Origin of the sequence: Bacillus cereus group sp. N12 (assembly GCF_016483575.1) — a bacterium.
Classification (GTDB): domain Bacteria; phylum Bacillota; class Bacilli; order Bacillales; family Bacillaceae_G; genus Bacillus_A; species Bacillus_A toyonensis.
This window is the reverse complement of record NZ_JAEHBO010000018.1, coordinates 18880-31131: the sequence shown is the minus strand read 5'-3', so window position 1 is coordinate 31131 and position 12252 is coordinate 18880. Positions and strand designations below refer to the sequence as shown.

Below are 12252 nucleotides of genomic sequence, written 5' to 3'. Positions count from 1 at the left end.
AGTTGTGTATGAAGTGGAAACATATAATTGGTGACGTTGAAGTGAATCGGGATTTAGTGTTATTGCTCCTTATTGGAGGTTTATACACGCTCGCAATTTCTTTATCGAATACGTTTGTTAATATTTATTTATGGAAACAAACACAAAATTATGTGAATCTTGGCTTGTATAATTTGGCCAGCGTTGTATTGCAGCCTCTCACATTTCTTATAGGTGGGAAATTAGCGAAACGTATTGACCGCTCAATCTTGTTACGAATAGGCGTAGGCACGTTAGCAATTTTTTTTATCGTTGTTTTAGTAGCGGGAAAAAGCGCTTCTCACTATATTTTATTAATGGGGGCTCTTTTAGGAGTCGGATATGGTTTTTATTGGCTCGCGTTTAACTTATTGACATTTGAGATTACAGAACCAGAAACAAGAGATTTCTTTAATGGGTTTCTTGGACTTCTTACATCCTTCTCTGGAATGATTGGACCGATAGCGGCAGGATACACAATTTCACGTATGGCAAAATGGAGTGGTTATACTGTCATATTCTTTCTTTCATTAGTGCTATTTGCAATTGCTGTCGTTTTAAGCTTTTTTTTATCTAAGAGAGAATGTGAAGGGCGTTATGAAATTACAAAAGTATTGAAAGAGCGACGGATTGATAAAAATTGGGGGAGAATTACACGTGCTCATTTTTTCCAAGGGTTGAGAGAGGGAACATTTATTTTTGTTATTTCAGTATATGTGTACTTAGCAACCGATAGTGAGCTCGCATTAGGGAAATATAGCTTAGTCAACTCCGCTGTATCATTTGTATGTTACTACTTAGTTGCTCGTATGTTAAAGAAAGAGTGGCGAAAAAAAGCGATTTTGCTTGGAGGCATTATTTTATATGCGGTCGTATTTTTAGTTATATTCAATGTTACATACACAAAATTACTTATTTATGCAGCATGTATCGCGATCGCATACCCTATTTTACTCGTTCCGTACGGGTCAATGACATATGACGTAATTGGTAGAGCGAAAAATGCGAGAGAGTGGCGTGTAGAGTATGTAGTTGTCCGGGAATTATGGTTAAATGCTGGAAGGATTTGTTCGGTTTTAAGTTTTTTATGTGCTGTGTTATTCTTTCCGCCTGAAAAAAGTTTACCTTTCTTACTATGTATTTTAGGTGCTGGACATTTTCTTATTTATTTTGCAGTTAAAAATGTCAAATATGATGAGGGAAATGTGGGGAAAACCAGCGTTGTAGCGCAAGAAACTACTCAGAATCAAACTGAACCAGAAGGTTAACTTATCGTTTGTTTTATGCTAAAATAGAAAAAGATGTAAGACAGCAGTGAGGACACCTGTATGAAGGTGTCCCTTTCACATTACATAGCTGTTGGTAGAGGGGGTTTGTATGAGCAAGAAGCAGAAACAACAAAAGAAAAAAACTCACGTTCCTTTTCGATTAAACGTGCTGTTTTTTTGCGTATTTTTAATGTTCTCCGCGGTTATTGTAAGGCTCGGATATGTACAAATTGTTCGTGGTGAGGAATATAAGAATGAAGTAGAGAAGAAAGAGAATTCAACGATAAGTAATCCTGTACCGCGCGGGAAAATCTTTGACCGCTATGGGCGACCTGTAGTAGATAATACAGCTGTTCGTACTATTACATTTACAAAAATGAAAGGATCAACTGCAGAAGATCGCTTAGAAACAGCGAAAAAATTAGCAGAGTTGATTGAAGTACCGACAGATAAATTAACAGATCGAGATAAAAAAGATTATTGGATTGCGATGCATAAAGAGGAAGCGAAAACAAAAATTACGAGTAAAGATCGTCAAGAATTGAAAGATAACAAAATTGACGATAAAGAATTAGACGAGCGTCAACGAAGTCGTGTGACAGAAGAAGAGATTAATCAATTATCCGCAAAAGATTTAGAAATACTAGCGATTAAAAGTAAGATGGACGGCGGATATGCAATGACACCTCAAGTTATTAAAAAAGATGCTACAGAAAAAGAATATGCGATTATTAGCGAGAGCCTAGCAACATTACCAGGTGTAGATACGAATGTTGATTGGGATCGAAAATATACGTATGATGATTTATTCCGAAGTGTTCTTGGTGGGGTGTCGACGGCGGATGAAGGTTTACCGAGAGAAAGACTAGATTACTATCTTGTTCGTGATTATAATCGAAATGACCGAGTAGGGAAAAGTTATCTTGAACAGCAATATGAAGATAGCCTGCACGGTACGAAAGCAGAAGTGAAAAATATTACAGATAAAAATGGTAATATTTTAGAAACGATTAATGTATCGCAAGGACAAAGCGGTAATGACCTGAACTTAACAATTGATATGGAATTACAAAAGCGTGTGGAAGATATTCTTGCGAAAAACTTAATGAGATTTAAAGGAGCGGAACCTCTTTTAGATCGTGCTTTCGTTGTTATGACGAATCCGAAAAACGGTGAAGTGTTATCTATGGCTGGAAAACAGCTTGTTACGAATGATGAAGGAAAAACTGATGTGAAAGATTTCGCTTTAGGTACGATGACAAGCTCGTATCCTGTAGGTTCAACAGTAAAAGGTGCAACGATTCTGACAGGGTATCAAACAGGTGCAATTCAACCAGGATCGGTACAGTTAGATGAACCAATCAAATTAAAAGGTACACCGACGAAATCATCTTGGAAAACAATGGGATATATTAATGATCTTACAGCGTTAAAAATGTCTTCTAACGTATATATGTTTAAAACAGCGATGAATATTGCTAATGTTCCATATGTGAGAGGTGGTACGTTAGATATAAAACAAAAATCATTTGATACGATGCGTTACTATTTCGGGCAGTTTGGATTAGGTGTAAAAACAGGAATTGATTTACCGAATGAATCTGCTGGTCAGATGGGTAGAACAGACAATATCCCAGGGTTTTTACTTGATTATGCAATCGGTCAATATGATACGTATACACCACTTCAATTAGCTCAGTATATTTCAACAATTGCCAATGGTGGATATCGTATGCAGCCGCAAGTTGTGAAAGAGATTCGTCAACCGGCAGTGAAACCGGAGGAAGTTGGAAAAGTTGTTCATTCGATGGAACCGAAAGTGCTAAATCGTATTGATATGCCTGAATCACAAATTAAACGTGTTCAAGAAGGATTTAGACAAGTATTTAACGATTCGGGTGGTACAGCTACAAAATACTTTACAGGTGCAAAATATAAAGCTGCAGGGAAAACCGGTACAGCCCAAACTGTGTATGGCGGAGATAAAGAGATTGGTAGAAATGCAAAAGGTGAGCGTGTTCAAGTTTATAACTTAACATTAGTAGGTTATGCGCCACTTGAAGACCCTGAAGTAGCATTTTCTGTTGTTGTTCCGTGGGTACATGATGATAAGACTGGTATTAATGGATATATTAGTCGTGAAATTATGGATGCTTACTTTGATTTGAAAAACCAAGAAATAAATGGTGAAGCTCCAAAAGATGCAAAAGATAATAAAAATGAAAAAGAAGATCAAGATGAGGAATAAAAAAGTTGTAAAAAAAGCACACTATCTGAAAAGATAGTGTGCTTTTTTTTATGGTTTATGCATATCGTGTAATAAATGTGGACAAGTATAAAATATTGGAAAAAGCACGCGGTCTCACAAATGATAATTTTATATTGTGTATAGGGGGATAACTGTCTTATGGACTAATTAATTATCAGTGGAAATGAATAGCGGCTACTGATTAAAGTTTTATCTTATGTTGATTCCTGTGGAACTTTACAAAACTTTTACAAACAATTAAAACCGAATTAATAGTTTAGCAGTATTCTTATATCTGTAATCCTGTTATTTCCGGTTACTTCTAGGAGGAAGAACACGTGAAATGGATGAGTGCATCGATTAAAGTTTTTATATTATCGACATGGTTCCTTTGTTTTGGCATATCTACTGCATTTGCTGTGAACGAAATGGGAGAAGTGAGAGTTGATGGATCCTCAACGGTTTTTCCTATTATAGAAGCAGTAGCGGAGGAATATACAAAGGAGCATCCAAACGTGAAAATTTCTATTAGTGTTTCTGGAACTGGAGGAGGATTTAATCGTTTCAGTAAAGGAGAAGTGGATATAAATAATGCTTCGAGAGTAATGAAACAAATGGAAGAAAATGAAATGAAGAATAACTCCATTCAGTTTACACCCTTTGAGGTTGCTTATGATGGTCTTACGATTGTTGTAAATCGTCACAATACTTGGGTAGACAATATGACAGTAGACGAGTTACGTCTCTTATGGAGTGAAGATGGAAGAGAGAAGCGATGGTCGCAAGTTCATTCAACATGGCCACGTGCACAAGTGAAGTTTTATGCACCAGGTGTAGACTCTGGTACTTATGATTATTTTCAAAATGTCATCTTACAAAATCGTCGCATTGTAAAAAAAGTCTCTTTGTCTGAAGATGATCAAGTTATTATGCAAGGAGTAATGCATGATAAAAATGCCATTGCTTTTGTAGGATATGCTTATTATATGGCCAATCGAGATAGGGTGAAAGCGATAAAAGTGAACGGTGTATTTCCGACGAAAGAGACTATTCAATCAGGTGATTATAAGCCGTTATCTAGATCGTTATTTACTTATGTGAATGATGCATCTATCCGACAAAAAATAAATGTAGCAAATTATGTTGAGTTTATGATCAAACATGTTGGTAACCTCGCTGAAGAGGTTGGATATGTAAAATTACGAAAAGAAAAATATAATGAACAGCTGCGAATGTTAACAGAAATCAAAAGGTAATGTCAGGGTGGAAAGGGGTTTTCATCTTTGGCTCATAATGACAAAAGTCAAATTACATTTTCTGTACAACATTTGATTGAAAGAAATACAAAACAAAGAAAAAAAACGCAGCGAATCAATCAAATAGTTCCATTATTATTAAAAATAATTGCTAGTGTGTCTATTGTGACGACAATTGGAATTATTTTTACGTTGGCAAATGAAACAATGATGTTTTTTCAAAAAATATCATTATACTCCTTTTTGACGGAGAAAGAATGGTTACCGTTTTTTGAAGATCCTAAATTCGGTATATTACCACTTATATGTGGAACAGTCCTTGTAACAGCAATCGCCATGTTTGTAGCAATTCCTATCGGTTTAGCGTGTGCTGTATTTTTGAGCGAATACGCTTCAAATGGTGCGCGAAAAATATTAAAGCCGATGTTAGAACTATTAGCAGGTATCCCGACAATTGTATATGGTTTTTTTGCATTAACAGTTGTCACGCCACTTTTACAACGAATGATACCGGATTTACAGTTTTTTAATGCAATTAGTCCAGGAATCGTGATTGGATTTATGATGATACCTACAGTTGCATCTTTATCTGAAGACTCGATGAGAGCTGTGGCGAAAGGAACGAAAGAAGCCTCGTTAGCGCTCGGTGCGACTCGGTTTGAGATGGTAAAACAAGTAGTGTTTCCCGCAGCTTTTACAGGAATTATGGCAGCGATTATATTAGCGGCTTCTAGGGCAATCGGTGAAACAATGATAGTTGTAATTGCAGCGGGATCCACACCGAATGTATCGCTGGATCCGACGCACTCTATTCAAACGTTAACAGCCTATATTGTGCAAGTGAGTTTAGGCGATGCTCCGCATGGAACGATTGCTTATTACAGTATGTATGCCGTAGGCGCAACGTTATTCTTGTTTACTTTTATAATGAACATCATTTCGCAGTATATTGTGCGCCGTTTTAGGAGGGTGACATAATATGCGAATGTTGAATCATAAAAAAATACAAGAAAATATGGCATCACGTTTTTTTAAAGATCGAATTTACAAATTGTTATTTTATATAGCAATTTTGTTTTCAATCGTAATTTTGCTTATTTTGCTTTTTCAAATTTTTGAAAAAGGGTTAAGCTATCTTTCAATAGATTTCTTTACAAACTTCGCTTCACGTAATCCGAAAGAAGCCGGGATTGCTGCAGCTTTGTCGGGGACAATATTATTTATGAGTATTGTTATACCGGTCTCGTTTATATTTGGAGTCGGGACTGCCCTTTATTTAGAGCAATATGCGAAGGAATCTATATTTAAAAAGGTAATAGAAATTAATAATCAAACGTTAGCAGGAGTACCTTCCGTTGTATTTGGATTACTTGGCTTAACTATTTTTGTATATGCTCTTCATTTAGGCGAGAGTATTGTTGCAGCGGCGCTGACGATGAGTTTGCTCGTCTTACCGACAGTTGTTGTAGCTAGTCAAGAAGCGATACGATCTGTACCAAGTTCATTATTAGAGGCTTCTTACGGATTAGGTGCTACGAAGTGGCAAACGATGTATCAAATTGTATTGCCAGTAGCTTTCCCAGGAATTATAACGGGTTGTACGTTAGCGGTATCAAGAGCAATTGGAGAAGCGGCACCGTTGTTAGTAATCGGAGCATTAGCGTTTGCAAATTATGTTCCATTTAGTATGTTTGATAGATTTACAGTTTTACCAATTCAAATTTTTAATTGGATGAGTAGACCACAAGAAGAATTTCAGTATGTAGCAGCAGCTGGGATGATTGTTTTGCTAGGTCTGTTACTCTTTATCAATATATTTGTCTTATGGTTACGGAATCGAAAATAAGTTGGAAGTGGATGAAAGGGGAATTCAAATGGTAGCAACAGTAGTAAATGTACAGGTGAAAAACGAAGAGAAAATCCAGACTGCTCCAAAAAAAGTAGTATTTGATACGAAAAACCTAAATTTATGGTATGGAGAAGACCATGCTTTAAAGGATATTAACTTAAGTATTCATGAGAATGAAGTTACAGCAATTATTGGACCAAGTGGTTGCGGTAAATCAACGTACTTAAAAACATTAAATCGTATGGTAGAGTTAGTACCGATCGTTCGAACTACAGGCGTGATTGAATATAGAGAACGTAATATATTTGATAAATCGTATCCAGTTGAAGAATTACGCACACATGTAGGAATGGTGTTCCAAAAGCCAAATCCATTTCCAAAATCTATTTATGAAAATGTAGCATATGGACCGAAAATCCACGGTGTTCGTGATAAAAAAACGTTGGACGAAATTGTTGAAAAAAGTTTACGCGGGGCAGCAATTTGGGATGAATTAAAAGATCGTTTGCATGATAACGCATACGGTTTATCTGGTGGACAGCAACAACGCTTATGTATTGCACGTTGCTTAGCGATTGAACCAGACGTTATTTTAATGGATGAACCAACATCGGCGTTAGATCCAATTTCGACGTTAAAAGTAGAAGAATTAATTCAAGAGTTAAAGAAAGACTTTAGTATTGTAATTGTAACGCATAACATGCAACAAGCAGCGCGTATTTCAGATAAAACAGCTTTCTTCTTAAGTGGGGAAGTTGTGGAGTATACAGAGACAAATAAATTATTCACAACCCCTTCAGATAAGCGTACAGAAGACTATATCACAGGACGATTCGGTTGATATCGCTAGCAAGGCTAAGAGAAAATGCCCTCTTAACAGAGGGCATTTCTTATTTTTACCTCATTTTAATAGAGAATTAAAACTTCTCCTATCTTACTGCTTATGGCAAGTATAAGAGGTTAAATAGGAGATTTATATAAAATGGCACATAATATTGAGGGGGAAGAAACGATGGTAAGAGAACAGTTTCAGTGTGATTTAAAAACGTTACAGCAAAAGGTAATTGAGCTTGGTGAATTAGCAAAGGAAGCTTTATTAATTGCTATGGAAGGTCTGCATACAAGAGATGTAGAGAAAGCGTTAGAGGTCATTGATGGTGATTACCGCATGGATAATTTAGAAGAGGAAATAAACGATCTTGCTCTTATGCTTATTACGAAGCAACAGCCTGTAGCAAGTGATTTAAGAAGAATTTTTATTTCAATTAAAACAGCGACAGATTTAGAGCGTATTGCAGACCATGCTGTTAATATTGCGAAATCCACAATTCGTCTTGGAGAAAAAGAAGTAACAGTTAGTTTGCAAAATCTTGATGAAATGTTTGCGATTGCTCATAAGATGCTAAATTTAGCATTGGAAGCATACGAACAAGAAAATTTAACTTTTGCTAAACAAATTGCTGAGATGGATGATTCAGTTGATGAAATATATGGGAAGGCAATTCGTGAATTTATATCCTCGATCCCTGAACAACCAGAGGCTATTACACAAATTACACAATTATCCTTTGTTGCAAGATATATTGAGCGTGTAGCAGATCATGTTACAAATATTGCTGAGAATGTATTTTATTTAGTAAAAGGAAAGCATTATTTATTGAATGAATAGGAAGGAAAGTAGGTGATGAGAAATCACCTGCTTTTTTTAGTCAAAACATGACAAAAAAAGCTCATTGTTTCCTTTAGTTTATGATGATAAGATGTATCATAATATAATGGGAAAATTAGTATTATTGGTTTTTATTCAGTGCTTTTTTACTAAGTTAATAGTAAGCGCTTTCTTTGTTGTTTGAGGGTGATAAAAATAACCCTTCTTATTAAAGTTTCATTTTATATGGAAGAAGATTATAAGAAGAGATTTTCCATAGCACAATGATTTGTTGAAACAATCAAGCTTATATTGCTAGTTCATGTGGGATAGAGAATATACATATGGTGTATGGATTTATTGAACATTATATAAGTGGAGGCTGAAGTATATGAAGGGGGTTATTTTAGCTGGAGGAAAAGGAAGACGCCTTAGACCATTAACATGTAATACTCCAAAGCCGATGTTGCCATTATTAGAAAAACCAGTTTTGGAATACAATATTGAATTGTTACGTCAGCATGGTATTCGTGAAATTGCAATTACAGTTCAATATATGAGTGCGGCCATTAAGCAATATTTTGGCGATGGTAGTAAATGGGGAGTTAACTTGTACTATTTTGAAGACTCCCCTCCACTTGGAACGGCAGGAAGTATTAAACAAGCGGAAAACTTTTTAGATGAAACATTTGTTGTTATAAGTGGAGATGCATTAACTGATTTTCAATTATCAGAAGGAATTGCGTTTCATGAACAAAAGAAAAGAATGGTAACTATGTTTGTAAAGGAAGTAGAAAACCCACTCTCATTCGGTTTGGTTGTAATGAACAAAGAGCAAGAGGTTACACGATATATAGAAAAACCGAGCTGGAATGAGGTAATCTCCAATATTGTGAATACAGGGATTTATATTATGGAGCCAGAAATCTTTTCTTACATACCACCCCGAGAATTTTTTGATTTCAGTCAAGATGTGTTTCCATTATTAGCAAATAAGAACGCGTTATTTGCATATTTGTCAGAAGGTTATTGGTTAGATATCGGTACATTTGATCAATATCGACAAGCACAATTTGATTTGTTAACGAAAAAATTGCAAGTACCTATTCCTTATACGGAAGTGTTACCGATGGTATGGATGGGAGAAGGTGTGACGATTGGAAAAGGGACGAAAATTCATGGCCCATCTTTTATTGGAGAAGGAGCAAAGATTGGTGCGGGGGCTGTAATTGAGCCGTACTCTATTATCGGGAAAAATAGTATTGTTTCAAGTTACTCTCATCTTCAAAAAAGTATTGTTTTTGCAAATGCTCACATTGGGGAGTATTGTGAGCTATTAGAAACGACAATAGGAGAGCATACAATGGTTGAAGATGACGTTACGTTGTTTCAAAAAAGTATTGTAGCGGATCATTGTCATATAGGGAAGAGTACGGTCATTAAGCAAAAAGGAAAATTATGGCCTTATAAGGCCATTGATAGTCATTCGATAGTAGGATCGGCTGGTGTTCAAGAAAGTGAAAAAAGCGCTGGCTGGTTACAAAAAAGCCGTATTGTAGGGAGAGGGAATGTTGAGATTACTCCGCAATTTATTGTAAAAGTGGCGATGGCGTATGGATCTCTTTTCGGAAAAGGGGAAAGCATACTAATTGGGAGTCAAGAACATATAGAAACAACTTCTTATAAAAATTTATTTTTACATGCTATTCATGGTATCGGGATTCATACGATGGAATGTAAAGAGATGAACGAGTCACTTTTTCAGTATAGCATTCATAATTTGCAATGTGCAGGTGGGGTTTTCGTTCAAGTGGAAAATGAAAAAGAAGTTGTTATAAAGCTGTATGGTAAGGATGGGATGCTGTTAACGTATAAGCAGCAAAAAGCAATAGAACAAGTATATATGTCCGAGTCGTTTTATTACGTATGTGAGAAAGAAATGGGACAAAATACGCCAGTCCACGTTTCTTTAAATGACTATATAGAAGCTGTATTAGAATGCATTGATATTGAACAAATACAAAAACAAAAGTTTCATCTTCTTATTAATAAGAGAAATGATATGTTACAACATTTACTTATGCTCTTTCTTCAAAGGCTTGGGTGCACAGTTACATGGATTTATGCGGGCGAACAAAAAGATCATGTGAAAGCTTTGATGAAATCAAGTAAAGCGAATATGGCGCTTATGTTTTCTGAGCAAGGAAATTATTTCGAGTTATATGATAATCATAGTAATATTTACCAAGGTACAGATTTTGAAGAAATAGATCTTCCTGACTTATTACTGGAATCAAAAGGGAATATTTACCCAATGTCTTTGAAATTAGGAGAATGTTACCTTCTATTTTATATACATGATGAAAAAAAGGCGTTTCAAGTAAAGTGGAAACGAGATATTTTATATCGAATTGGAAAGTTATTCGAGTTAATAGCACTGCAAGAAAAGGCGTTTCTTAGCATAGTAGAGCAATCACCGCCGCTTTATTTACTTTATGATGAAGTTGTGTGTTCATGGAACGAAAAAGGGAAAGTGATGAGGAAATTATTGGCCGATATGGAAAGAAAGGAAGAAGGTATATTTGAAGGAGTGCAGTTCAAATATACCGAAAAAGAGTGGTCTTATATCGTTTCTGATACAAAACAACCAAAATTTTTGGTGTATTCACATGCTAGAAATCCAGTGATAGCAAGGGAAAATATGAAAAATCTTATAGAAAAAATTAGACAATATCAAAAGGTGTAGAATTTTTATTTTAAAAGTGGTATTATGGTATAGTCTGATTTAAGTTATTAGTACTGGAGGGAAATAAGAATGCGTGTGAATATTACTCTAGCATGTACAGAATGCGGAGATCGTAACTATATCTCAAAGAAAAATAAACGTAACAACGCTGAGCGTATCGAGCTTAAAAAGTATTGCAAGCGTGACAAGAAGTCTACGTTACACCGTGAAACAAAGTAAGCAGTAGGAATATTTTCCTACTGTTTCTTTTTTTATTCGATTCCTATATTAAAAGTGATACACTATCATCATAGAGTAAAGTGTCACTGTAGGGGGGAAGATGTGTGAAAGAAGAGAAAATACGTTTACGTAAAAAAATAATAGAACACATGAATTCTTTATCGGAAGAACAGTATACAACTTTATCAGAGCAAATCGCAGTTTCGTTGTATGCGCAAAAAGAGTGGGTTGAAGCTGAAACAATTGGAATCACTCTTTCAATGGAAAATGAAGTGAATACATATCCTATTATCGAAAAAGCTTGGGAAGAAGGAAAGAAAGTTGTAGTTCCGAAGTGTAATAAAGGAACAAGAACAATGTCCTTCCGGCAAATTAGTAATTTTGATCAATTAGAAACAGTGTATATGCATTTGCGTGAACCGATTCCATCGCTTACTGAAGAAGTGAATGCGGATGAAATTAACCTTCAAATCGTACCAGGCGTAGCTTATACAGAGCGAGGAGAACGGATTGGATACGGCGGGGGCTATTATGATCGTTATCTCGTGCATTATAAAGGGAAAACGCTATCATTAGCTTATGATTTTCAAATGGTAAAACAAATTCCAGTGGAACCATTTGATAAAAATGTAGAAAAAATTATTACAGAAAAAGGAACAATGGTTATAAATGGGCTTGTATAGACAAATAAAAATTGACGAGACTTTTTCTTCTTGATTATAATAAAATATGTGAACGTTTTCTTATTATAATTTTTTATAGTAAGTGAGCATAGAGGGTGATGAAATGGTATCTATTTATGATATTCAGCAATTGCTAAAGAAATTTGGTACGATTATTTATACGGGTGATCGAATTGCAGATTTGCAATTAATGCAAGATGAGCTACGTGAATTAAATCAGTCACAGCTAATCGATCCACAAGACTATCAAACAGCTTTATTTTTATTGAAGCAAGAAATTCAAAAAGAGCTAAATAAGAATTAGATAAAGGTAGGTA

At 35.4% G+C, this 12252-nt stretch carries 11 protein-coding genes; all 11 read left to right on the top strand.

The window, feature by feature from the left end; all coding sequences use genetic code 11:
• Positions 1 to 8 precede the first annotated feature (8 nt).
• The 11 genes from JDS92_RS11845 (at position 9) to JDS92_RS11795 (ending at position 12239) form a co-directional block, all read left to right on the top strand.
• The gene (locus tag JDS92_RS11845; protein WP_097958085.1) at positions 9 to 1286 is read left to right on the top strand and encodes an MFS transporter; all 1278 of its coding nucleotides are present in this window, start codon (positions 9 to 11) and stop codon (positions 1284 to 1286) included.
• Positions 1287 to 1395: 109 nt separating this feature from the next.
• Positions 1396 to 3534: a peptidoglycan D,D-transpeptidase FtsI family protein gene (locus tag JDS92_RS11840; protein WP_000038999.1), complete on the top strand. Its 2139-nt coding sequence runs from the start codon at positions 1396 to 1398 to the stop codon at positions 3532 to 3534.
• 338 nt (positions 3535 to 3872) lie between these two features.
• A complete protein-coding gene (locus tag JDS92_RS11835; RefSeq protein WP_087969694.1) occupies positions 3873 to 4790 on the top strand; it encodes a PstS family phosphate ABC transporter substrate-binding protein in 918 nt (305 codons plus the stop codon).
• Positions 4791 to 4817: 27 nt separating this feature from the next.
• The gene (gene pstC, locus JDS92_RS11830; RefSeq protein WP_000940899.1) at positions 4818 to 5768 is read left to right on the top strand and encodes a phosphate ABC transporter permease subunit PstC; all 951 of its coding nucleotides are present in this window, start codon (positions 4818 to 4820) and stop codon (positions 5766 to 5768) included.
• A gap of 1 nt (position 5769) precedes the next feature.
• Positions 5770 to 6636, top strand: coding sequence for a phosphate ABC transporter permease PstA (gene pstA / locus JDS92_RS11825; RefSeq protein WP_001242538.1), 867 nt, complete (start codon positions 5770 to 5772; stop codon positions 6634 to 6636).
• A 28-nt stretch (positions 6637 to 6664) separates the two neighbouring features.
• A complete protein-coding gene (gene pstB, locus JDS92_RS11820) occupies positions 6665 to 7480 on the top strand; it encodes a phosphate ABC transporter ATP-binding protein (RefSeq protein ID WP_199631970.1) in 816 nt (271 codons plus the stop codon).
• A 171-nt stretch (positions 7481 to 7651) separates the two neighbouring features.
• Positions 7652 to 8308: a phosphate signaling complex protein PhoU gene (gene phoU, locus JDS92_RS11815; protein WP_033657342.1), complete on the top strand. Its 657-nt coding sequence runs from the start codon at positions 7652 to 7654 to the stop codon at positions 8306 to 8308.
• Positions 8309 to 8678: 370 nt separating this feature from the next.
• Positions 8679 to 11033 carry a sugar phosphate nucleotidyltransferase gene (locus tag JDS92_RS11810; RefSeq protein ID WP_199631969.1) on the top strand — a complete coding sequence of 785 codons (2355 nt, stop codon included), beginning with the start codon at positions 8679 to 8681 and terminating at the stop codon, positions 11031 to 11033.
• Positions 11034 to 11102: 69 nt separating this feature from the next.
• Entirely contained in the window at positions 11103 to 11252 is a 150-nt protein-coding gene (rpmG, locus tag JDS92_RS11805) for a 50S ribosomal protein L33 (protein ID WP_001265616.1), read from the top strand.
• Between the two features lie 104 nt (positions 11253 to 11356).
• On the top strand, positions 11357 to 11935 hold the full coding sequence (locus JDS92_RS11800; RefSeq protein ID WP_000656839.1) for a 5-formyltetrahydrofolate cyclo-ligase: 579 nt from the start codon (positions 11357 to 11359) through the stop codon (positions 11933 to 11935).
• A gap of 103 nt (positions 11936 to 12038) precedes the next feature.
• Positions 12039 to 12239 carry a YqgQ family protein gene (locus tag JDS92_RS11795; RefSeq protein ID WP_000253699.1) on the top strand — a complete coding sequence of 67 codons (201 nt, stop codon included), beginning with the start codon at positions 12039 to 12041 and terminating at the stop codon, positions 12237 to 12239.
• The last annotated feature ends 13 nt before the right edge of the window (positions 12240 to 12252 follow it).